Here is a 20,820-nt window from a genome sequence, read left to right as displayed (position 1 = left end):
TCTAGAAGGCGCACATTCGACACGTCATCTGACACATACAACGAACACCGGGCGTCATGGTCGCCTCGGTCGCAGGGGTGCGGCTGTTCGTCGTGGTCATGCGATCAGTAAAACAGACTCACGCTCCTGACCAAGGGCAGCCGTCCATATGCTGGACAGACGTGGACACTTTCAGTGCCGGACGGAGATCTCCACTCCGGCGTCGGTGACCAGCGCGGACAAGGCCGAGAGGTCCTTCACGACCAGGTCGGCGTCCAGCTCCTGCGCCCGGTGGGTTGTGGCCAACGCCACGGTCGTCATTCCGGCCGCGCGGCCCGCCCGGAGCCCGGCGGGGGCGTCCTCGAAGACCACGCACCGGGCCGGGTCCACGCCGAGCCGCCGCGCGGCGAGCAGATACGGCTCGGGGTCGGGCTTGCCGCGCGTGATGTCGTCGGCGGTGACCAGCGTCTTCGGCAGGATGCCGACCGCGTCCAGGCGGGCCTCGCCGAGCCGCCGGGTGGCGGAGGTGACGACGGCCCAGCGGTCGGCCGGCAGGGAGTCGAGGAACTCCCGCGTCCCGGGCAGCAGCCGCACGCCCCCGTTCGGCACGTCCTCCACCTCCAGCAGCTCGACCCGCGCGACGGCCTCCGCCACCAGGTGGGCGGGCAGCAGATCGGCGACGATCTCGACGGCGGGCCGCCCGTGCAGCGCCACGCCCCGGAACCGCTCCGCCGTGATCCCGTACTCCTCGGCCCACCGCGTCCAGCAGCGCTCGACGGAGTCGAGGGAGGAGACGAGGGTGCCGTCGTTGTCGAACAGGAGGGCGTGTGCGTGGATCGTCATGGTCTGGACCCTACGGCGTACGCCGGGGTCGGCGACGGCCTGCCGTTTCCGCCGTAATAAGGTCACCGCATGCTCAATGCCCTGACGCTGGTGACCGGCGTCGCCGCGCTGCTGCTCGCCGCCTGGTGCGGCTGGGCCGCCTACCGGGACCAGCCGACCAAGGACTGGCACTTCATCGGCATGGCCGTGGTGTCCCTGCTGGCCCTCATCCAGCTGGTGGTCGGGATCGTGCGGCTGGCGCGGGGCGAGAAGCCGGAGCAGGGCACGACGATCTTCGTGGCCTATCTGCTGGGCGCGTTCGCGTGCGTGCCGGCCGCGGGCTTCATGTCGCTGACCGAGCGGACACGCTGGGGCTCGGTGACGGCGGCGGCCGGCGGTGTGGTGCTGGCCGTTCTCGAAGTGCGGCTCTTCGACATCTGGGGAGGCTAAAGATGACGGCGGTGCAGGAGAAGCCGGCCCGGCTGATCAGCGGGCCGGGCATGCTGCTCGTCTGGTTCTACGGCGTGATGGTGGTCGGTGCGGTGTCGCGCTCGGCGTACCAGATCGCGACGGACTTCGAGCGGGCGCCGCTCGCCTACTCGCTGTCGGCGCTGGCGGGTGTCGTGTACGGGTTCATCACCTACACGCTGGTCCGGGGCGGCGAGACGGCCCGCCGCGCGGCGCTGGTGTGCTGCGCGGCCGAGTTGGTGGGTGTGCTGGTGGTCGGCACGTGGACCGTGGTCGAGCCGTCCGCGTTTCCGGATGCGACCGTGTGGTCGCAGTACGGGATGGGGTACGTCTTCATCCCGGTCCTGCTGCCGCTCTCCGCGATGTACTGGTTGCGGAAGGCGTCTCGCGGGGCCGGTGCCTGAGGAGCGTCGGCGGGCGCGGGTGCGCCGGTGGGCGCGGGTGCGCCGGTGGGCGCGGGTGCGCCGGTGGGCGCGGGTGCGCCGGTGGGCGCGGGTGCGCCGGTGGGCGCGGGTGCGTCGCGCTCACGCGGTCTGGACGAAGACCCCTGCCGGCTTCTCCAGGATGATCAGTTCCACTCCGTCGGCGCCCGTGGAGCGGCCCACCGCCTGGTAGCCGACGCGGCGGTAGAGGCGGAGGTTGCCCTCGCTGCGATGGCCGGTGAAGAGGCGGAACCTGGTGGCGCCGCGCTCCTGCGCCAACTCCGCTTCGACCGCGCGCAGCAGGCGGGCGCCGATGCCGTGCCCCTGGAGCCGGGGGTGGACGCAGAGCTTGCCGATGGCGGCGGCGCCGTCCTCGGTGACCTTGCCGCGCACCGAGCCGACCACCTCGTCGCCGAGCCGGGCGACGAACACGCAGTCGGCGGCGACCTCCTGGCGGACCGCGTCGAGGTCCTGGACCAGCGGGTCGATGCGGTAGTTGCCGTACAGAGCGGCCTCGCTCTGGAAGCACAGGTACTGGAGCCTGAAGATCTGCTCCGCGTCCTGCCCGGTCGCCACCGCGATGGTCACGCTCATGCCCATGTGCGCACGCCTCCCGCTCACCTGATCACCTGTCGTTCCCCACTCCTATCCCCGCACTTCGAGGACCGCAACCTCCGGAGTGAGCAATCGCCGCAGACATCCCAGACATCTGGAACGTTCCGGTCCCAGACTGCCCTGTGAGATACCCAACTCCCCCGCGATCTCCCGGTATGTGAGGTCCTTCGGGGAGAGCAGCGCCTCGATGAGCGACGGGCAGCGGCCGGGCAGCCGGCGGATCGCGGCGTGCAGGGTGCGGTACCGGGCGGCGGTGAGGGCGAGTTGCTCGGGTCCGGGCCGGGCGTCGGCGACCGGCTCGGCGCCGTAGGGGAGTTCGACGCGGGTCGTACGACGGGTGCGGCGCGCCTCGGCGCGGACGGCCTTGCGCAGCCAGCCCGGAGGGTCGAGCGGCGGCCCCTCGCTCGCCAGCCGCTCCAGCAGGCGCAGCCAGACCGCCTGTTCGAGATCTCCCGGCTCACCTCCGAAGGCGTGCGCCTCGGCCGAGGCCTCGGCGGCGAGCAGCGGGCGCAGGGCGGTCACCAGGTCGTGCGTCATATGCACAACGACGTGCCGCCCCGGCGGGGAGTTTCCGGGGCGGCGCGGAGTCACCCCGAAGGGTGTCGTACGGCGTTGGTGTTGACGAAGGCGGCGGGGCTCAGCCGGCCAGGAAGTCGGCGCGGGCCAGCAGGCCGGTGTCGGCGTTGTCGGTGAAGACGCCGTCGATGCCGGTCGCGAAGTACGTCTTGAAGGCACCGAAGGGGTCGCCGTAGGCGTCCGCCGCGCTGCCCTTGCGGTACTCGGCCGGGAGGAAGGGGTTCTCGTTGCGCATGGTGTAGGGGTGCAGGACCAGCCCCACCTTGTGCGCGTCGGAGACCAGCCGGGTCGGCCGGCCCAGGGTGCCGTCGGCGTTCTTCGGGATGACCAGGTCCAGCGTGGGGCCGATGCCCTGCGCGTAGCCGGCGATCTCCCGCAGTCCCTTGGGCGTGATCAGGTCGGCGACGGTACGCGGGTCGCCCGCCTCGACGAAGTCGTAGGGGCGGCTGTCGGCCGAGGAGAGCAGGACGACGAGCGGGTTGTCGACGAGCTGGTTCAGCTTCTGGATGCTGGTCGGCTCGAAGGACTGCAGGATGACCGGCGAGTTGCGGTTGTCCTTGCCGTACTTGCGCAGCAGCTTCGCCACCCGCTCCTCCAGGCCGAGGCCCAGCTTGCGGAAGTAGGTGGGGTGCTTGGTCTCGGGGTAGATCCAGACCTGCCGGCCGCGCTTGCGGGTCTGCTCGTCCTGCCACCGCAGGACCTCTTCGAAGGTGGGGATCTCCCAGCGTCCGTCGTAGAGCGTGTTGTGCGGGCGGTTGGCCGGGATGCGCTCGACGGCGCGCAGCGTCTTCAGCTCGGCGAGGGTGAAGTCCTCGGCGAACCAGCCGGTGGTGGCGACGCCGTCCAGGACCTTGGTGGTCCTGCGGCCGGCGAACTCGGGGTGCGAGGCGACGTCCGTCGTGCCGCCGATCTCGGGCTCGTGCCGGCAGACGAGGTGCCCGTCCCGGGTGACCACCAGGTCGCCGGCCTCGACGATGTCGGCGCCGAGGTCGAGGGCCAGGTCGTACGAGCCGAAGGTGTGCTCCGGGCGGTAGCCGCTGGCACCCCGGTGGCCGATGATCGTCGGCACCGGCAGGCTCTTCAGGCCGCGCGCGCCGGGTGCGGCCGTCCGGGTGTCGGCCGCTCGGGCGACACCGGGCAGCCCGAGGACCGCTCCGCTCGCGCCGAGGACGGCGGCGCCGAGGAGCGCCCGCCGTCCGGTCACCGGTGTCTGCTGGTTCGCCTGGTCGCTGTCCATGAGCGCCCTCCTGCCGTCCCTCTTGAGTGCGCGCCGATCGTAGGGGGGTCCACATGACGGCCGATCGACCCCGGCCGGAACACAGAGGTGACGTCGTATGTCGGCTGGGCTGCGGGAGGTGACGGCCCGTCGGCGAACGGGGTCCCGGGAAGGCCCCGGAAGGGACGGGGCGGGGCGGAAAGCGGGAGCGGTGCCGGGTCCGACGCGATGTCCGTCACATCGTCACCGGGGCGTCGACCGCCGACTCCGGCACGCCACCGCAGGTAAACCCACGTCAACAATGCGTAAGACCTCGGTGAACCGCGCGCACCCGATGTGCGATTCCCGCCGAGCCGCGAGTAATGTCCTCACCTGCACAGACTCATATCGCTCCCTCGACATCGGAGGACCCGTTGTCCCGCTTCGCGCTCATCAAGGCAGTGCTCGGACCGATCATGCGCCTGATGTTCCGCCCACAGGTGGAGGGCGTGGAGCACATTCCGGGGGACGGCCCGGTCATCCTGGCGGGAAACCACCTGACGTTCATCGACTCGATGATCCTGCCGCTGGTCTGCGACCGTCAGGTCTTCTTCATCGGCAAGGACGAGTACGTCACCGGCAAGTCCCTCAAGGGCCGTCTCATGGCGTGGTTCTTCACGGGCGTCGGCATGATCCCGGTGGACCGTGACGGCGGTCGCGGCGGTGTGGCTGCGCTGATGACCGGCCGCCGTGTCCTCGACGAGGGCAGGATCTTCGGTATCTACCCGGAGGGCACGCGCTCGCCCGACGGCCGCCTCTACCGCGGCCGCACCGGCATCGCCCGCCTCACTCTGATGACGGGCGCGCCGGTGGTTCCCTTCGCGATGATCGGCACGGACAAGCTGCAGCCGGGCGGTGCGGGGATGCCGCGGCCGGGCCGCGTGACCGTGCGGTTCGGCGAGGCGATGGAGTTCTCCCGCTACGAGGGCATGGACCGCGACCGGTACGTGCTGCGGGCCGTGACGGACTCGGTGATGGCCGAGGTCATGCGGCTGTCCGGTCAGGAGTACGTGGACATCTACGCGACCAAGGCGAAGGCGGCGTAAGGCCTCCGGGCCCGCCGCGGCGACCGGCCGCCACCTCGGCGACCGGCCGCCGTCTCAGCAGGTCATCGTCTGGTCACCAGGTCATCACCTCGTCGCGAGGTCACCGGGTCACCAAGTCACCGGCAGGTTGTACAGGCCCACCAGGTGCTCGTTGTCCTTGAACGGCATTTCCTCCAGGGGTATCGCCGGTCGCAGCCCGGGGATCCTGCGGAAGAGGGTGCCGAAGGCGACCTGCAACTCGACATAGGTCAGGGCGCGGCCCAGACACTGGTGCAGCCCGTGGCCCAGCGCCACGTTCCGCGTCGGCGGCCGGCTGAGGTCGAGCCGGTCCGGTTCGGGGAAGGCCGACGGGTCCCGGTCGGCGGCGTCCATCTGGAGCAGCACCCCTTCGCCGGCCCGGATCACGGTGCCGCCGAGTTCGACGTCCTCGGTGGCGGCACGCGGCATGGCGGCCTGCGAGACGGTGGTGTACCGCAGCAGCTCCACCACGGCCGGGGCGACGTCGTCCAGGTCGCGGAAGGCGGCCAGCTGTTCCGGGTGCGCGAACAGTGCCACCGTACCCACGGCGATCATGTACGCGGTCGGCCCGTGCCCTGCGTGGAAGATCATCTGGATCGTCCCCGCGGCGTCGTCCCGCGTCAGCTCCCCGGCCCGGATCCGCTCGGCCAGCAGGTCCACCACCAGGCTCTTTCCGGAGCCGTCCAGTCCCGCCTCCACGAGGCCCTGGAAGTACTCCTGGAGAGCCGCGTTCGCGCGGGAAGCCTCCTCCGGCGGCGTGGTGCGCGAACCCATGGCGCGGCAGAGTCCGTGCAGATGCTCGCGCTCCTCGTCGCCGTCCACTCCGAGGAGTTCGCAGATGACGTGGATCGCGAACGGCAGTGCGAAGGCCGACACCAGGTCGACGGGACGCGGTCCGGCCAGCATCGCGTCGATGGCGTCGTCGGCGAAGCGCTGCACCCGGGGGCGCAGTTCCTCCATCTTCTTCGGGGTGAACTCCCGCATGAGCATGGCCCGCTGGGCCCTGTGCATGTCGTCCTCGCGGAAGGCGTACGGCAGCGTCCCCTCCAGTCTGGCCGCGCTGGACGCCGAGGCGAGCGGAAATCCGGGGAGCCTGTGGTCCCCGCTGAGCCGGGCGTCGCCCATCGCCTGTACGACGTCGTCGAACCGGGTCACCAGCCAGGGTTCGCTGCCGTCCCGGATCCTGACCCGTGTCAGCCCGTCGGCCTTCTGCATACGCTCGTAGACGCCGGGCGGGTCCAGCGGACACCGCGGGTCACGCGGGATCGGGTAGCGGAGAGTCTCATCGAGTTCGGTCAAAGGGGCCTGCCTCGTCGAGGGAACGTGAGAACCGGGCTCTGGGGTGCGAGCGCCTCGTGGCCCGCACCTGCCCGGCCCTTGATATCCCGGCGAACGAGGGAATCGCCATGCTCACGTCTCGTCACAGCACTTTCAGGCACCGTGAAGGTCCCGACGGTCAGACCCCGCGCAGCGCCTCCGGTCAGCCGTCCTGGCCGGCGCCTTCCAGCTTCTGGCCCTTCAGCAGGAACCAGGCCGCCGCCGCGGCGGCCAGCAGGACGGCCGCTCCCGCGCCCGAGGCCAGGTGCAGGCCGTGGACGAAGGACGAACGGGCCGATTCCAGCAGGGAGTCCGCCGCGAGCGGGGACATGTGCGCCGACGCCTCCACCGCCGCTCCCAGTGACTCGTGGGCCGCTGCCGGGGTTCCGGCCGGGCCGGTGAAGTCGCGGTAGACGCCGGTCACGATCGAGCCGAGCAGGGCGATGCCGAGGGCCGCGCCGAGTTCGTACGCCGTCTCGGAGACGGCGGAGGCGGCGCCCGCCTGGTCCTTGGGGACGTTGGAGAGGATGACGTCGGCCGTCACCGTGAAGGAGAAGCCGGCGCCGACGCCGACGACCAGGAGTGCGGCGCCGAGCATCGGGTAGCCCGTCGAGATGTCCAGTGCCGTGAGGACGGCGAGGGCGATGCCGACCGCGGCCAGACCGCCCGTCACCACCGCGCGCACGGAGAAGCGCCGGGCCGTGCGGCCCGCGACCAGGCCGGCCGCCACCGCGCCGACGGCGGCGGGCAGTTCGGCCAGGCCCGCTTCGAACGGGCCCCTGCCCTGCACGAGTTGCAGGAACTGGGACAGGAAGAACACCAGGCCGGACATGCCGAGCACGGTCAGCAGGTCGGCGAGCACCGCCCCGCTGAAGCCGCGCCGCCGGAACAGCCGCATGTCCAGCAGCGGGGTCGGCATGGTGAGCTGGCGGCGGACGAAGCCGTACAGCGCGGTCGCGCCCAGCAGGCCCGAGGCGAGCGTGGCCCAGGTGAAGCCGTGGGTCGCCGCCTCCTTGACCGCGTACACGACGCCGATCATGCCGACCAGCGACAGCACGACGCTGATCAGGTCCCAGGGGCCGGGGTTCGGGTTGCGGGACTCGGGCAGGGTGCGGATGCCGACGACGACGAGGACGGCCATCACCGGCAGGTTGATCAGGAAGACCGAGCCCCACCAGAAGTGTTCGAGCAGGAGGCCGCCCACGATGGGGCCGACGGCGGTGCCCGCGGACGCGGTGGCGCCCCAGATGCCGACGGCGAGGCTGCGTTCGCGCGCGTCGTGGAAGATGTTGCGGATCAGGGCGAGGGTGGCCGGCATCAGGGTGGCACCCGCGACGCCGAGCAACGCCCGCGCCAGGACCATGAGTTCGGGTGTCGTGGCGTAGGCGTTCAGGACGGACACCGCGCCGAACGCCGTGGCGCCGCCGAGCAGGATCCGCTTGCGGCCGATGCGGTCGCCGAGGCTGCCCATGGAGACCAGCAGTCCGGCGATGACGAAGGAGTAGACGTCACCGATCCACAGGAGCTGCGTACCGGTGGGGTCGAGGTCCTCGGTGATGTAGGGGGTGGCGAGGCCGAGGACGGTGGCGTCGACGGCCACCAGCAGTACGGCCAGGACGAGGACGCAGAGCGCGAGCCAGCGGCCCGGACGCCTCTCCACCTCGGCCGCGTGGACCGACTGCAGGGTGCTGGTCATGATTCCTCTCTCCGTGGTGCGTCCGCTCGTGGTGCGTCCGCACGTCGTACGCCGCCGAGCAGCAGCTCGACGGTCATGTAGGTGAAGTCCTTGCCGGCCACACGGCCCTCCGCGACCGCCCAGGCGGCGGAGGCCAGCAGGCCGTACAGCGCCTCGGTGAGCCAGGCCGGGGTGAGGTCGATACGGAACTCGCCGCCCTCCTGGCCGCGCCGGAACAGGTCCGTGAGGCGTTCGTCCAGGCGGGCCCAGCCCTGGTTCTGCTGCTCGCCCTCGAACAGCTGGTTCTCGGTGTAGAGGAAGGCGAGCAGGGCGGCCGAGGGCTCGATCGCGCGGACCATGCGCTGCAGGGCCTCGCTCGCCGGGCCCTCGTCGAGACGGGCCGCGTCCAGCGCGGCGTCGCACTCCGCGATGCCGAGCGCCTCCAGCGCCCGCACGAGCGCGTCGCGCCCGGCGAAGTGGCGGTGCAGCGTGGCCCGGCTGATCCCGGCGGCCCTGGCGACCTCGTCCATCGTCGCGGTGGACTTGCGGGTCAGCAGGGCGGCTGCGCTGCGCAGCACGTGGTCACGATCCAGGGCCATGAGACAAGAGTAGCCCATGTGAGACATCTTTGTCTCATCAAAGGCATGCGTGACTCAGAGTGCGCTGCTCAGGGTGCGTGACGCGGAGTGCGCTGCTCAGGGTGCGTGACGCGGAGTGCGCTGCTCAGGGTGCGTGACGCGGAGTGCGCTGCTCAGAGCGCGTGACTCACAGGTGCCGGCCGGCGGGGGTGTCCGTCAGTGCCAGGGCAGCTCTCCGCGCCGCTCCCAATAGGTGCCCGGGTCCTCCACGAGCGTGGCGAGGCGGGTGAGCTGGTCGACGTCGAGGTCGACGACGGGCGCGTGGAGGTTGGAGGCGAGCTGGGTGACGGTGGCCGCGCCGGACAGGACGACACCGGCCCAGGGCTGGCGCAGGATCAGGGCGAGGGCCACGGCGTCGCAGCCGAGTTCCGTCTCGGCGGCCACGGCCTTCAGCACGGCCGGCGCGTCCGGTCCGGCCAGCCGGCCGTTCGCCAGGCCCTCCTTGACGATCACGGTGAGCCCCGCGTCGTGCGCCTCGGCCAGCGCGGGGCCGGCCGAGTGCTCCAGCGCGTTGTACGTGGACTGCACGGTACGGAAGAGGGGTTCGCCGTCGACGCTCACCCGGAGCGCCGCGCGGATCGTGTCGGCCTGGGCGGGGCCGCTGGTGGAGAAGCCGACGGTGAGACCCCCGGCGGCGGCCTCGGCGAGCCTCGCGTGGAGTTCCTTGTCGGTGAGGGCGGGACTGCCGGGGGTGACCGAGTGGATCTGGTAGAGGTCGAGGCGGTCGCCGAGCAGCGCGTCGGTCTCGGCGCGCTGGCGCTCGTACGCCGCCAGGCTGTGGTCCTTGACCTCGTGCTGTGCGGCGTCGGTGGACCAGTCGGCGGTGTAGGTGTAGCCCCATTTGCTGCCGACGACCACGTCGTCGGTGCCGGGGCGGGCGCGCAGCCAGTCGGCGAGGAACTCCTCGGAGCGGCCGTAGGAGCGGGCGACGTCGACGTAGCGCACGCCCTGGGCGTAGGCGGCGTCGAGGAGTTCATGGGTGCGGGTGCGCAGGGCTTCGACGCTGCGGTCCTCGCCGAGGTCGCTCTCCCGGCCGAGGTTGATGTAGCCGGGGCGGCCTACGGCGGCCAGGCCGAGGCCGATGTGGCAGGTCGGCGTGGTGGCGGTCGCGAGACGGGCGAAAGGCATCGCGGGCTCCGTGGGGTCGGCTCCGTGGGGGGCTCGGCCCAACGTAACCCGCGAGGTGATCGTTTCACGCGTGCGCGTTCATCCGTGCGCGCCGGGTTGCGGGGTGCCGGGCGGGGTGACGTGAGGGGTCGCGGGGCGATGCGACCGGGGAGCCTCAGTCGGGGCCGGGCTCGCCGTGATCGGTGGGGCCGGGCTCGCCATGGTCGATGGGATCGGGCTGGGCGCCGGCGGCCGGGGCCGTCTGCGGCGGCCGGGGCTGGAGGTCGGGGTGCCGCCGGATCTCGATGTCGTCGGACGCCGCCTCCACCGCCGGGTCGGCGGTGACGCGGACCCGCACCGGACGGCCGCTGTCGGCATCGACGAACGACAAGGGCGGGCGGCCGTCCTGAAGGTACCGGTCACCCCACTGCACCAGCGACAGGAACACCGGCAGCAGGTCCTCACCGGCCTCGGTCAGCCGGTACTCCTCACGCGCCCGACTGCCCGGTTCGCGGTAGGGGACGACCTTGACGATCCGGGCGGCCTTCAGCTGCGCGAGGGCCCGTGACACCGCGGGCGCCGAGGCCCCGATGCGCGTCACGAAGTCGTCGAACCGGGTCGTGCCGTAGAAGAGTTCCCGGACCGCCAGGAACGCCGTCCTGGTGTTGAGCAGGTCGAGAACCCGCCCGGCCGAGCACGCGTCGCCGATCGGCCACGGCCCCGGGTCGCGCAGCCGCTCCTCGAAGTTCATCGCCATGACCCCAGCATAACTAACGCTTGCGTTACCCAGTGAGCCGTGATTCCCTCTCACTAACGATCACGTTACCCAGATTGAGGAGAGGTCATGGTCGCGGTAGCAGACAAGGTGGTCCTGGTGACCGGAGGCCGGAGGGGGCTCGGCGCGGCGCTGGTGGACGAGCTGCTGGCACGCGGGGCGCGCAAGGTGTACGCCACGGCACGCTCGGCCCACACCGACGAACGGCCGGAGGTCGTCTCGGCGGAGCTGGAGGTCCGTTCGGCCGCGTCGGTCGCCGCCCTCGCGGAGGTCGCCACCGATGTCGACATCGTCTTCAACAACGCCGGGATCCTGCTGCCGGCCCCGCTGCTGACGGGCGACCTCGATGACGCCACCACGACGTTCGACGTCAACGTCTTCGGGCCGCTGCGGGTGGCACGGGCGTTCGCGCCGGTCCTGGCCGCGAACGGCGGGGGCGCGCTGGTGAACATGCACTCGGTACTGTCCTGGATGTCCGGCGCCGGCGCCTACGGGGCGTCCAAGGCGGCGGCGTGGTCCGTCACCAACACGCTGCGAGGGGAACTGGCGGGCCAGAAGACGCAGGTCGTCGGCGTGCACGCGGGGTTCATCGACACCGAGATGGTCTCCGCCGTGGATCTGCCGAAGGCGACGCCGGCAGACATCGCCGCACGGATCGTGGACGGTCTGGAGGCCGGTGCCACGGAGGTGCTCACCGACGACGTCACCGTCGCCGCCAAGGCGGCACTGTCCGGCCCCGTGGAGGATCTGGCCTTCCCGTTCGCCCGCTGACACCCCGCCCGGCACTCACCCGACACTCACCCGAGGGAGAACCAAACCGCCATGCCCCTGTGGACGATTCACCACACGCCCGGGATCTTCACCGGCGAGGAGAAGCACCGCCTCGCCTCCCGCATCACCGACCACTACGAGAAGATCGGGCTGCCCCGGTTCTACGTGGTCGCGCTGTTCCATGAGATCCAGCCCGAGGACATGTATTTCGGCGGGGAACCGACCCCGGCCGGGGTCCGCATCACCATCGACCACATCGCCCGGCACAACGTCGACCAGGAGAGCCGGCGCCGGACCGCTCAGTGGGTCAACGGCATGCTGCGGCCCCACCTCGAAGAGAAGGCAGGGCTGCACTGGGAGTTCAGTGTGGACGAGACCAGCGAGGATCTCTGGATGATCAACGGGCTCGTGCCGCCGCCCGGAGGCTCCGACGTGGAACGGCAATGGGCGAAGGACAACGCGGTCTCGCCCTACTGACTGCTGCTTCGACGAGCCGGGCGGCCATACGGCCGCCCGGCCGCCTGCTTCTTCCTACTTCTTCGCGGTCGCCCACGCGTGCTGCCGCGCCACGTCCGCCTTGACCTCCGTCAGCTGGACGGCGACCGCGCTGGGGGCGGTGCCACCACGGCCGTCGCGGGAGGCGAGGGCGCCGGGGACGTTGAGGACGGAGCGGACCTCGGGGGTGAGGTGGGCCGAGATCTTCGCGAACTGCTCGTCCGTGAGCTCGTCCAGCTCCTTGCCCTCGGCCTCCGCCACCTTCACGCACTCGCCTGCCACCTCGTGCGCCACCCGGAACGGCACGCCCTGCTTGACCAGCCACTCGGCGATGTCGGTGGCGAGCGAGAAGCCGGCCGGGGCCAGTTCCTCCATGCGCTCACGGTTGACGGTGAGGGTGGCGATCATGCCGGTGAAGGCCGGGAGCAGCACCTCCAGTTGGTCGCAGGAGTCGAAGACCGGCTCCTTGTCCTCCTGGAGGTCGCGGTTGTAGGCGAGGGGCAGGGCCTTGAGGGTGGCGAGGAGCCCGGTGAGGTTGCCGATGAGGCGGCCGGACTTGCCCCGGGCCAGCTCCGCGATGTCCGGGTTCTTCTTCTGCGGCATGATCGACGAGCCGGTGGAGAACGCGTCGTGCAGGGTCACGAAGGAGAACTCCTTCGTGTTCCAGATGACGATCTCCTCGGAGATCCGGGAGAGGTTGACCCCGATCATCGCGGTGATGAAGGCGAACTCGGCGACGAAGTCACGGGAGGCCGTGCCGTCGATGGAGTTGCCGACGCTGCCGTGCTCGAACCCGAGGTCGCGCGCGACCGCCTCCGGGTCGAGGCCCAGGGAGGAGCCCGCGAGGGCGCCGGAGCCGTAGGGCGACACGGCCGTCCGCTCGTCCCACTGGCGCAGCCGCTCGGCGTCCCGGGACAGGGACTGCACATGGGCCAGGACGTGGTGGGCGAAGAGCACGGGCTGGGCGTGCTGGAGGTGGGTACGGCCGGGCATGGCCACGTCCGGGTGGGCCTCGGCGAGGCCGATCAGCGCGTCCTGGAGTTCGGCGATCAGGCCGCCGACGATCCGGGCGTGGTCCCGCAGGTACATCCGGAAGAGGGTCGCGACCTGGTCGTTCCTGGACCGGCCGGCGCGCAGCTTGCCGCCGAGGTCGGGCCCGAGCCGCTCCAGCAGGCCGCGCTCCAGGGCGGTGTGGACGTCCTCGTCGGCGATGGTGCCGACGAAGGAGCCGTCCGCCACGTCGGCCTCCAGCCGGTCGAGCCCGGCGATCATGCGCGTCAGCTCGTCCGCGGTGAGCAGACCCGCCGTGTGCAGCACGCGCGCGTGGGCGCGGGAACCGGCGATGTCGTAGGGGGCGAGCCGCCAGTCGAAGTGGACGGACGCGGACAGCTTCGCCAGGGCCTCGGCGGGACCGTCGGCGAAACGGCCGCCCCAGAGCCGTACGTCACCGCTGTTGCTGCTCACTGCGTTGCTCCTCAAAGCTCATGGTGTGCCACAAGGCTCGTGATGTGACACCGCCTCCTCACCTTGGCAGGTGAGGAGGCGGCTGTCAGGCCGATCGTCGCGGGGTGACCCGTCCGGTGCCTTGCGAGGCGACCCGTACGGTCTGTCGCGAGGTGACCCGTACGGTGTTACGCCAGGTCCCGCTTGGCGGCGATCTTCGACGACAGGCTGTAGATGTCGATGAAGCCCTTGGCCGCGGCCTGGTCGAAGCTGTCGCCGGTGTCGTAGGTGGCGAGGTTGAAGTCGTACAGGGACGACTCGGAGCGCCGGCCGGTGACGACGGCGCGGCCGCCGTGCAGGGTCATCCGGATGTCGCCGTTGACGTGCTCGTTGGCCTCGGCGATGAAGCCGTCCAGGGCGCGCTTGAGCGGGGAGAACCACTGGCCGTCGTAGACCAGCTCGCCCCAGCGCTGCTCGACCTGCCGCTTGTAGCGGGCCAGCTCGCGCTCGACGGTGACGTTCTCCAGCTCCTGGTGGGCGGTGATCAGGGCGATCGCGCCCGGAGCCTCGTACACCTCGCGGGACTTGATGCCCACGAGCCGGTCCTCGACCATGTCGATCCGGCCGATGCCCTGGGCGCCGGCGCGCTCGTTGAGCTGCTGGATCGCCTGGAGGACGGAGACGGCCTTGCCGTCGATGGCGACGGGGACGCCGTGCTTGAAGGTGATGACCACCTCGTCGGCCTCGCGGGGCTCGGCCGGGTTGGAGGTGTACTCGTAGATGTCCTCGATCGGGGCGTTCCAGATGTCCTCCAGGAAGCCCGTCTCGACCGCGCGCCCGAAGACGTTCTGGTCGATGGAGTACGGGGACTTCTTGGTGGTGGCGATCGGGAGCTGCTTGGCCTCGCAGAAGGCGATCGCCTTGTCACGGGTCATCGCGTAGTCGCGGACCGGGGCGATGCACTTGAGGTCGGGGGCGAGGGCGACGATGCCGGCCTCGAAGCGGACCTGGTCGTTGCCCTTGCCGGTGCAGCCGTGGGCGACGGTCGTGGCGCCGTGCTTCTTGGCGGCGGCGACGAGGTGCTTGACGATCGTCGGCCGGGAGAGGGCGGAGACCAGCGGGTAGCGGTCCATGTACAGGGCGTTGGCCTTGATCGCCGGGAGGCAGTACTCGTCGGCGAACTCGTCCTTGGCGTCGGCGACCTCGGCCTCGACGGCGCCGCACGCGAGGGCGCGCTTACGGATGACGTCCAGGTCCTCGCCGCCCTGGCCGACGTCGACCGCAACGGCGATGACCTCGGCGCCCGTCTCCTCGGCGATCCAGCCGATGGCGACGGAGGTGTCCAGACCGCCTGAGTAGGCGAGTACGACGCGCTCGGTCACGGTTTTCTCCTCACAGTGCATTCGCTGACATGCATGAGTATGCAGAACTCTGCATGGTTCGTCAATCGGGACTCGCAAGGGTGTCGACTTTCCTGGTGACGAGCCCGGGAAATGCTTAGACAGGCGAAGGATTTTCGGCGAGCATCGTGAGACATGGGAAAGACCTATGAGCGCATCGACGGCAGGCTCCGGACGTTCATCGCGGAGCAGCCCCTCTTCTTCACGGCCACCGCGCCCCTCGCCGGCGACGGCACGGTCAACCTCTCCCCCAAGGGCCTCAAGGGCTCGTTCGCGGTGCTCGACGAACACACCGTGGCCTACCTGGACTTCGCCGGATCCAACGCGGAGACGATCGCCCACCTGCGGGAGAACGGGCGGATCACCCTGATGTGGTGCGCCTTCCAGGGCCCGCCGAACATCGTGCGCGTGCACGGCCGGGGCGAGCCCGTCTTCCGTGACGACCCGCGCTTCCCGGAGCTGGTCGCGCACTTCCCGGACATCGACCCCGGCCTCCACGGACTGCGCGCGGTCATCGTCGTCCACGCCGAGCTGATCCGCGACACCTGCGGGTACGCCGTCCCCTTCATGGCGTACGAGGAGGACCGCGATCTGCACGGGAAGCGCTTCGCGCGCGAGGACGACGCCTCGCTGGACGCGTACTTCCACAAGAAGGAGCACATCGCGAGGAGCCTGGACGGCCTACCCGGGCTGCCGCTCCCGCTCCCGCCCTCTACCGTCTGAGCCATGCGCTCCGGTGTCGTCGTCGCCCTCGTGTCCGCGTCCCTCTGCGCGCTCGGCCTCGCGCCCGGCGCCGACGCCTCGCCCCTGCCCGCGCAGTTGGCGGACACCGGCGGCGGCACCCAGCTGATCACCGCTCAGGCGCCGGGCACCGACGCCCCGTCCGGCACGGTCACCTGGTGGGACCTGCGGGACGGGCAGTGGGTCCAGGCGGGCACCGCTCCCGCCCGCTTCGGGGCGAAGGGACTGGTCGAGGGGACCGCGCGCAAGCAGGGCACGAACACGACACCGACCGGCCTGTACGACCTCCCCTTCGGCTTCGGCATCAAGGCGGCACCCGCCGGGACCCGCGTCGAGTACCGGCCGGTGAAGGAGACGTCCTGGTGGTGCGAGGACAACGACTCCACGAGGTACAACCGTTGGACGGACCCGCTCCCCGCGGACTGCCGTGCCGCGGAGTCCGAGCACCTGATCACCTACACGACCCAGTACACGTACGCACTCGTCATCGGCTTCAACCACGCGTGGCCGGTGCACGGGCGCGGCGCCGGGATCTTCCTCCACGTCAACGGCAAGGCGGCGACGGCCGGTTGCGTCTCCGTACCGGAGGACGCCATGCAGCGGATCCTGCGGTGGGCCGACCCGGCCCGCGACCCGCACATGGCGATCGGGACGGCCGCCGGAACCACGGCGATCACGCGGTACTGACGGGCGGCGGTCACGCGGCACCGACTGCGGCGATCACCGGGTACCGACTGCGGCGGTCAGGTGCGTGGCCTCGGCAGCCGGACGGTGAAGGTCGTGGCGCCCGGTGCGCTCGCCAGGTCGACCCGGCCGCCCTGGGCCTCCACCACCGCCGCGACGATCGACAGGCCCAGGCCGGCGCCGCCGCCCGCGCCGTCGGGGTGGCGGCGGTGTTCCGCGCGGGTGAAGCGTTCGAAGACGTGCGGGCGGACGTCCTCGGGGACGCCGGGGCCGTTGTCGTGGACCGCGAGACGGGCCGTGCCGTCCTCGGCCGCGAGGGTCACCGTCACCTCGGTGCCCACAGGTGTGTGCAAACGCGCGTTGGTCAACAGGTTGGCCAACACCTGGTGGAGGCGGTGGGCGTCGCCCGTCACGGTGACCGGCTCCTCCGGCAGGTCCAGGGTCCAGCGGTGGCCGGGGCCCGCGGCGCTCGCGTCCGTGACCGCGTCCAGCACCAGATGGGTCAGGTCGACCGGGCCTCGCTCCAGGGGGCGGCCCGCGTCCAGGCGGGCGAGCAGGAGCAGGTCGTCGACCATCTCGCCCATGCGGGAGGACTCGGCGGCGATGCGCCGCAGCGCACGGTTCACCTCCGCGGGCACCGGACCCGGGTGCAGCAGGGCCAGTTCGGCGTGGCCGCGGACCGAGGCGACCGGGGTGCGCAGTTCGTGACTGGCGTCGGCGGCGAAGCGGCGCAGCCGCTCCTCGACGGCGTGGCGCTTGGTCAGCGCGTCCTCGACATGCCCCAGCATGCGGTCGAAGGCCCCCGCGACCTGGCCGACCTCGCTGCGCGGGTCCGCATCGGGGGTGCGCGTCGGCAGCTCCACCTCCCCGTTGGCCAGCGGCAGTTCGCTGACCCGGGTCGCGGTCGCGGTCACCCGGCTCAGCGGGCGCAGCGACCAGCGCACCCAGAGCGCACCGGCCACACCGGTCACGACGAGGGCCAGGCCGAAGACGACCCCGGCCACCAGTTCCAGCCGGCGCACGGCGGCCCGCACGGGCTCCAGCGGCAGCCCGACGACCAGCACGTCCCCGTCCCGGCCGTGAGAGGCGACGACGCGGTACTCGTCCAGCGCGGACAGCTCGACGGTGTGGGGCCTGCCGTCGACCGGTACCGCCGCGAGCCGCCGCCCGTCCGCGGCCGTCAGGTCGACGTTCAGCTCCGTGGCGGGGTCGCCGGAGCGGATGAGGCCCTTGTGGGTGACCGTGCCGTGCAGCAGGCGGGCGCCGAAGGTGCCGGTGGCCTGGCGGCGGGTGTCGCCGTACTCGTCGCCGTCGTGGTCGTCGCGGACCAGGCCGCCCCGCTCCAGGCTCTCCGGGAACCGGGTGCCGACCTGGGCGAGCTGCTCGTCGACCCGCCGGGTGAGGAATCCGTTCAGCTCGACGACCGCGGCGAGTCCGACGGCCGCGCAGCTCACCGCGAGGAGGACCACCAGGCCGAGGGTGAGCCGGGCACGCAGGGTGCGCGGGGCACGCGGTGCGCGCGGGCGGGGCAGGCCCACGGGGCTCACCTGGTCACCGGCTTCAGGACGTAGCCGGCGCCGCGCACGGTGTGGATCATGGGTTCGCGTCCCGCGTCCACCTTCTTGCGCAGGTAGGAGATGTACAGCTCGACCACATGGGCCCGGCCGCCGAAGTCGTAGGACCACACCCGGTCGAGGATCTGGGCCTTGCTGAGGACACGGCGCGGGTTGCACATGAGGAAGCGGAGCAGTTCGAACTCGGTCGGCGAGAGCTCGATCAGCTCGCCCGCCCGGGTCACCTCGCGCGCGTCCTCGTCCATCACGAGGTCGCCGACGACCAGCAGCGGCCCCTCGTGCGGCCGGCGGGCCATCCCGGCCCGGCGCAGCAGTCCGCGCAGCCGGGCGACGACCTCCTCCAGGCTGAACGGCTTGGTCACGTAGTCGTCGCCACCCGCGGTGATGCCGGCGATACGGTCCTCGACGGCGTCCCGTGCCGTGAGGAAGAGCACACACACGTCGGGCGTCACCTCGCGCAGCCGGCGCAGCACGGCGAAGCCGTCGGTGTCCGGGAGCATCACGTCGAGCACGACGGCGTCGGGCGCCAGGTCGCGCGCGGCGGTGACGGCGGAGGCCCCGTCGCCGGCGTCGCGCACCTCCCAGCCCTCGTAGCGCAGGGCGCCGGTGAGCACCTCCGCGAGGTCGGGGTCGTCGTCGACGACGAGGACGCGCAGCGGGGTGCCGTCGGGGCGGGTGAGGGCGGGGTGGCCGGAGCGGGTGGTGTTCATCGCGCCTCCCAGCATCGCTCGTGCGGGGAGCGGCGGGCCACACGGTCACCTGTGAGTTTGCTCTGAGCGGGGTCCGCGGAGGCTGCTCAGAGCTTCCTCAAAGCTTCGGCACGCACAGTGGTGTCCTGGCCGCCGGCGGCTCTGCGGGTCTACGGCGCTGCGGGTCTGCGGCGCTACGGCGCTGTGGTGCTACGGCGCTGTGGGTGCTGTGGTGCTGCGGCTCGCACGGATACCGGCCGACGCGGAAGCGACAGGCGAACGTGGGAACGAGGCGAGGACTGATGACCACCGTGGACGCGGGGCGGGCCGCCCCGCCCCGGACCCGGAACCGGGCCCGGACCAGGCGCCCCTCCGTGGCCGGGCCGGTGCTGACCGTGCTGTGGGCGGGGGCGGCGGCCGTGGTCTGGCTGTGGTGGGCGGACACGCGGTCCGTGGTCGGTACGGCGGGCTGGCTGACCGGCGCCGGGCGGATCGCCGGGCTGCTGTGCGGGTACGCCTGTGCGGTGCTGGTCGCCCTGATGGCGCGGGTGCCGCTGCTGGAGGAGCGGATCGGCTCGGACCGGGTGGCGCGCTGGCACGCGATGGCCGGCCGGTACACGGTGTGTCTGCTGCTCGCGCACGTCGTGCTGATCCTCACCGGGTACGCCGCCCAGGACGGTGAGGCGGTGTGGCACGAGACGGTCACCGTCGTCCTCGACTACCCGGACATGCTCAAGGCCACCGCCGGCACGGTGATCCTCCTCGTGGTCGGCGTCACCTCGGCGCGGGCGGTGCGCGGCCGGACCACCCACGAGTTCTGGTACTACGTCCACCTGCTCACGTACGCGGCCGTCTTCCTCGCCTTCTGGCACCAGCTGACGCTGGGCGAGCAGTTCAGCGGCGACCGGGCGGCCACCGCCCTGTGGTACGCGCTGTACGTCGGTGTGGCGGCCCTGGTGGTGTGGTTCCGGATCCTCTCCCCGGTCCGGCTCAACCGGCGCCACCGGCTGCGTGTGGACTCGGTTCACAAGGAGGCTCCGGGGGTCTACTCGGTCGTCGTGCGCGGACGGCACCTGGAGGAGCTGAGGGCGCGGCCGGGTCAGTTCTTCCGCTGGCGGTTCCTCGGCGAGGGCCTGGGCTGGGCGTCGACGCCGTACTCCCTGTCCGCGCCCCCGCGCCCGGACCGGCTGCGGATCACCGTCAAGGCGCTCGGCGACCACAGCGCGGCCGTCCCGCTGCTGCGTCCGGGCACCCGGGTGTGGGCGGAGGGCCCCTACGGCTCCCTGACCGCCGACCGTGCCACCGGGCACCGCACCCTGCTGATCGCGGCCGGGGTCGGGATCACCCCGCTGCGCGCGCTGTTCGAGACGCTGCCCGGCGAGGTCACCCTGCTCTACCGGGCGCGCACCGCGGCCGACCTGGCGCTGGGCGGCGAACTGGAGGCGATCGCCCGGTGGCGCGGCGGGCGCGTGCTGTACCTGCTCAACGGGCAGCGGGAGGAGCGGCCGGGCATCACGGCCGACTCGCTGCGCGCGGCGTGCCCGGCCGTGGCCGACCACGACGTGTACGTCTGCGGCCCGCACGGCTTCGCCCAGGACGTGTACCGCGCGCTGCGGGCGGCCGGGGTGCCGGACCGCCGTATCCACCACGAGTCGTTCGATCTGTGAGGCCCCGCGTGCACGCGTTGAACAAGAACCGCCCCCTGCGCCGCGTCGTGCTGGCGAGTGCGGCCACGGTCTCGGGGATGGTCCTGCTGCTCTCACTGAAGCCGCACACGAGCCCGGCCCTGACGGTGGGCAGCGCCTCGCCCGCACCGGGCAGCAGCGCCGGCGCGTCCGGCGCGGCAGGCACATCGGGCGCGGCAGGCGCGTCCGGCGCGGCAGGCGCGTCCGGCACGGCAGGCACGTCCGGCACGGCAGGCACGTCCGGCACGGCAGGCACGTCCGGCACGGCAGGCACGTCCGGCACATCCGGCACGTCCCCCGCGCCCTCCGCGTCCCCGGGGAAGAGCGGCGGAACGCCGAACACCGGCACCCGGACCGTCACCGGCGACACCGTGCAGACCCAGTGGGGGCCGGTCCAGGTGCGGGTCACGATCAAGAACGGCCGGCTCACCGACGTCACCGCCCTCGTCTACCCGACGGACACCCCGCGCGACCAGGAGATCAGCGGCTACGCCCTGCCGCAGTTGCGGCGCGAGGCCCTGTCGGCGCAGAGCGCGCGGATCGACGCGGTCTCCGGGGCCACGTACACCAGTGAGGGCTACCGGCAGTCGCTCCAGTCGGCGCTGGACGCGTCGGGGCGCTGAAC

General features: G+C 71.8%; 22 protein-coding genes. 9 read left to right on the top strand and 13 right to left on the bottom strand.

Annotation, left to right across the window (positions count from 1 at the left end):
* Window positions 1–171: 171 nt before the first annotated feature.
* A complete protein-coding gene (locus ACGFYV_RS01060; protein WP_393876212.1) occupies window positions 172–822 on the bottom strand; it encodes an HAD family hydrolase in 651 nt (216 codons plus the stop codon).
* Window positions 823–891: 69 nt separating this feature from the next.
* On the opposite strand from ACGFYV_RS01060, the gene ACGFYV_RS01055 reads away from it, so the two are divergent.
* Together ACGFYV_RS01055 and ACGFYV_RS01050 are read left to right on the top strand one after the other, a co-directional pair.
* Window positions 892–1,251, top strand: coding sequence for a hypothetical protein (locus ACGFYV_RS01055; RefSeq protein WP_393876211.1), 360 nt, complete (start codon window positions 892–894; stop codon window positions 1,249–1,251).
* Window positions 1,252–1,253: 2 nt separating this feature from the next.
* Entirely contained in the window at window positions 1,254–1,673 is a 420-nt protein-coding gene (locus ACGFYV_RS01050) for a hypothetical protein (RefSeq protein ID WP_393876210.1), read from the top strand.
* A 120-nt stretch (window positions 1,674–1,793) separates the two neighbouring features.
* On the opposite strand, the gene ACGFYV_RS01045 is transcribed toward ACGFYV_RS01050, so the two are convergent.
* The 3 genes from ACGFYV_RS01045 to ACGFYV_RS01035 all read right to left on the bottom strand — a co-directional run bounded on the left by ACGFYV_RS01045 (window position 1,794) and on the right by ACGFYV_RS01035 (window position 4,119).
* Window positions 1,794–2,291, bottom strand: a complete 498-nt coding sequence (locus tag ACGFYV_RS01045; protein WP_393876380.1) for a GNAT family N-acetyltransferase — start codon at window positions 2,289–2,291, stop codon at window positions 1,794–1,796.
* 45 nt (window positions 2,292–2,336) lie between these two features.
* Entirely contained in the window at window positions 2,337–2,843 is a 507-nt protein-coding gene (locus ACGFYV_RS01040; protein WP_393876209.1) for an RNA polymerase sigma factor, read from the bottom strand.
* A gap of 100 nt (window positions 2,844–2,943) precedes the next feature.
* Window positions 2,944–4,119 (bottom strand): glycerophosphodiester phosphodiesterase, encoded by a 1,176-nt coding sequence (locus ACGFYV_RS01035; protein ID WP_393876208.1) that lies wholly within the window; start codon window positions 4,117–4,119, stop codon window positions 2,944–2,946.
* Between the two features lie 392 nt (window positions 4,120–4,511).
* On the opposite strand from ACGFYV_RS01035, the gene ACGFYV_RS01030 reads away from it, so the two are divergent.
* Window positions 4,512–5,183, top strand: coding sequence for a lysophospholipid acyltransferase family protein (locus ACGFYV_RS01030; protein WP_393876207.1), 672 nt, complete (start codon window positions 4,512–4,514; stop codon window positions 5,181–5,183).
* Window positions 5,184–5,291: 108 nt separating this feature from the next.
* Here ACGFYV_RS01030 and ACGFYV_RS01025 read toward each other — a convergent pair whose 3' ends face one another.
* From ACGFYV_RS01025 to ACGFYV_RS01005, 5 genes are all read right to left on the bottom strand, one after another.
* Entirely contained in the window at window positions 5,292–6,500 is a 1,209-nt protein-coding gene (locus tag ACGFYV_RS01025; RefSeq protein ID WP_393876206.1) for a cytochrome P450, read from the bottom strand.
* Window positions 6,501–6,681: 181 nt separating this feature from the next.
* Window positions 6,682–8,214, bottom strand: a complete 1,533-nt coding sequence (locus ACGFYV_RS01020; RefSeq protein ID WP_393876205.1) for an MFS transporter — start codon at window positions 8,212–8,214, stop codon at window positions 6,682–6,684.
* Window positions 8,211–8,792 carry a TetR/AcrR family transcriptional regulator gene (locus ACGFYV_RS01015; protein ID WP_393876204.1) on the bottom strand — a complete coding sequence of 194 codons (582 nt, stop codon included), beginning with the start codon at window positions 8,790–8,792 and terminating at the stop codon, window positions 8,211–8,213. Before ACGFYV_RS01015 ends, ACGFYV_RS01020 begins: the two co-directional genes overlap by 4 nt.
* A 195-nt stretch (window positions 8,793–8,987) precedes the next feature.
* Window positions 8,988–9,959 (bottom strand): aldo/keto reductase, encoded by a 972-nt coding sequence (locus ACGFYV_RS01010; protein WP_393876203.1) that lies wholly within the window; start codon window positions 9,957–9,959, stop codon window positions 8,988–8,990.
* Window positions 9,960–10,113: 154 nt separating this feature from the next.
* A complete protein-coding gene (locus ACGFYV_RS01005) occupies window positions 10,114–10,695 on the bottom strand; it encodes a winged helix-turn-helix transcriptional regulator (RefSeq protein ID WP_393876202.1) in 582 nt (193 codons plus the stop codon).
* A gap of 87 nt (window positions 10,696–10,782) precedes the next feature.
* On the opposite strand from ACGFYV_RS01005, the gene ACGFYV_RS01000 reads away from it, so the two are divergent.
* On the top strand, window positions 10,783–11,484 hold the full coding sequence (locus ACGFYV_RS01000; protein ID WP_393876201.1) for an SDR family oxidoreductase: 702 nt from the start codon (window positions 10,783–10,785) through the stop codon (window positions 11,482–11,484).
* A gap of 51 nt (window positions 11,485–11,535) precedes the next feature.
* Window positions 11,536–11,961: a tautomerase family protein gene (locus ACGFYV_RS00995; RefSeq protein WP_393876200.1), complete on the top strand. Its 426-nt coding sequence runs from the start codon at window positions 11,536–11,538 to the stop codon at window positions 11,959–11,961.
* A gap of 54 nt (window positions 11,962–12,015) precedes the next feature.
* Here the strand turns inward: ACGFYV_RS00995 and argH are convergent, their stop codons facing one another.
* Window positions 12,016–13,443, bottom strand: coding sequence for an argininosuccinate lyase (argH, locus tag ACGFYV_RS00990; RefSeq protein ID WP_393876199.1), 1,428 nt, complete (start codon window positions 13,441–13,443; stop codon window positions 12,016–12,018).
* Between the two features lie 167 nt (window positions 13,444–13,610).
* The gene (locus ACGFYV_RS00985; RefSeq protein ID WP_393876198.1) at window positions 13,611–14,804 is read right to left on the bottom strand and encodes an argininosuccinate synthase; all 1,194 of its coding nucleotides are present in this window, start codon (window positions 14,802–14,804) and stop codon (window positions 13,611–13,613) included.
* Window positions 14,805–14,957: 153 nt separating this feature from the next.
* Between ACGFYV_RS00985 and ACGFYV_RS00980 the strand changes: the two genes are divergently transcribed.
* Together ACGFYV_RS00980 and ACGFYV_RS00975 are read left to right on the top strand one after the other, a co-directional pair.
* Complete coding sequence (locus ACGFYV_RS00980; protein WP_393876197.1) at window positions 14,958–15,545, top strand: pyridoxamine 5'-phosphate oxidase family protein; 588 nt, start codon at window positions 14,958–14,960, stop codon at window positions 15,543–15,545.
* Between the two features lie 3 nt (window positions 15,546–15,548).
* Complete coding sequence (locus ACGFYV_RS00975; protein WP_393876196.1) at window positions 15,549–16,250, top strand: L,D-transpeptidase; 702 nt, start codon at window positions 15,549–15,551, stop codon at window positions 16,248–16,250.
* 56 nt (window positions 16,251–16,306) lie between these two features.
* Here ACGFYV_RS00975 and ACGFYV_RS00970 read toward each other — a convergent pair whose 3' ends face one another.
* Together ACGFYV_RS00970 and ACGFYV_RS00965 are read right to left on the bottom strand one after the other, a co-directional pair.
* Entirely contained in the window at window positions 16,307–17,785 is a 1,479-nt protein-coding gene (locus ACGFYV_RS00970; protein ID WP_393876195.1) for a sensor histidine kinase, read from the bottom strand.
* Between the two features lie 5 nt (window positions 17,786–17,790).
* On the bottom strand, window positions 17,791–18,531 hold the full coding sequence (locus ACGFYV_RS00965) for a response regulator transcription factor (RefSeq protein WP_393876194.1): 741 nt from the start codon (window positions 18,529–18,531) through the stop codon (window positions 17,791–17,793).
* 281 nt (window positions 18,532–18,812) lie between these two features.
* Here ACGFYV_RS00965 and ACGFYV_RS00960 point away from each other — a divergent pair, with 281 nt between their 5' ends.
* Complete coding sequence (locus ACGFYV_RS00960) at window positions 18,813–20,177, top strand: ferric reductase-like transmembrane domain-containing protein (protein WP_393876193.1); 1,365 nt, start codon at window positions 18,813–18,815, stop codon at window positions 20,175–20,177.
* Window positions 20,178–20,185: 8 nt separating this feature from the next.
* A complete protein-coding gene (locus ACGFYV_RS00955; protein ID WP_393876192.1) occupies window positions 20,186–20,818 on the top strand; it encodes an FMN-binding protein in 633 nt (210 codons plus the stop codon).
* The last annotated feature ends 2 nt before the right edge of the window (window positions 20,819–20,820 follow it).

The organism is Streptomyces sp. NPDC048297 (assembly GCF_043201585.1).
Lineage (GTDB): Bacteria > Actinomycetota > Actinomycetes > Streptomycetales > Streptomycetaceae > Streptomyces.
This window is presented reverse-complemented; position numbering and strand designations above follow the sequence as displayed.

Bases quoted from the DNA above. Each gene is read 5' to 3' on its own strand.
- ACGFYV_RS01060 (WP_393876212.1), bottom strand. From the start codon at position 822: ATGACGATCCACGCACACGCCCTCCTGTTCGACAACGACGGCACCCTC.
- ACGFYV_RS01055 (WP_393876211.1), top strand. From the start codon at position 892: ATGCTCAATGCCCTGACGCTGGTGACCGGCGTCGCCGCGCTGCTGCTC.
- ACGFYV_RS01050 (WP_393876210.1), top strand. From the start codon at position 1,254: ATGACGGCGGTGCAGGAGAAGCCGGCCCGGCTGATCAGCGGGCCGGGC.
- ACGFYV_RS01045 (WP_393876380.1), bottom strand. From the start codon at position 2,291: ATGGGCATGAGCGTGACCATCGCGGTGGCGACCGGGCAGGACGCGGAG.
- ACGFYV_RS01040 (WP_393876209.1), bottom strand. From the start codon at position 2,843: ATGACGCACGACCTGGTGACCGCCCTGCGCCCGCTGCTCGCCGCCGAG.
- ACGFYV_RS01035 (WP_393876208.1), bottom strand. From the start codon at position 4,119: ATGGACAGCGACCAGGCGAACCAGCAGACACCGGTGACCGGACGGCGG.
- ACGFYV_RS01020 (WP_393876205.1), bottom strand. From the start codon at position 8,214: ATGACCAGCACCCTGCAGTCGGTCCACGCGGCCGAGGTGGAGAGGCGT.
- ACGFYV_RS01015 (WP_393876204.1), bottom strand. From the start codon at position 8,792: ATGGCCCTGGATCGTGACCACGTGCTGCGCAGCGCAGCCGCCCTGCTG.
- ACGFYV_RS01010 (WP_393876203.1), bottom strand. From the start codon at position 9,959: ATGCCTTTCGCCCGTCTCGCGACCGCCACCACGCCGACCTGCCACATC.
- ACGFYV_RS01005 (WP_393876202.1), bottom strand. From the start codon at position 10,695: ATGGCGATGAACTTCGAGGAGCGGCTGCGCGACCCGGGGCCGTGGCCG.
- ACGFYV_RS01000 (WP_393876201.1), top strand. From the start codon at position 10,783: ATGGTCGCGGTAGCAGACAAGGTGGTCCTGGTGACCGGAGGCCGGAGG.
- ACGFYV_RS00995 (WP_393876200.1), top strand. From the start codon at position 11,536: ATGCCCCTGTGGACGATTCACCACACGCCCGGGATCTTCACCGGCGAG.
- ACGFYV_RS00980 (WP_393876197.1), top strand. From the start codon at position 14,958: ATGGGAAAGACCTATGAGCGCATCGACGGCAGGCTCCGGACGTTCATC.
- ACGFYV_RS00975 (WP_393876196.1), top strand. From the start codon at position 15,549: ATGCGCTCCGGTGTCGTCGTCGCCCTCGTGTCCGCGTCCCTCTGCGCG.
- ACGFYV_RS00965 (WP_393876194.1), bottom strand. From the start codon at position 18,531: ATGAACACCACCCGCTCCGGCCACCCCGCCCTCACCCGCCCCGACGGC.
- ACGFYV_RS00960 (WP_393876193.1), top strand. From the start codon at position 18,813: ATGACCACCGTGGACGCGGGGCGGGCCGCCCCGCCCCGGACCCGGAAC.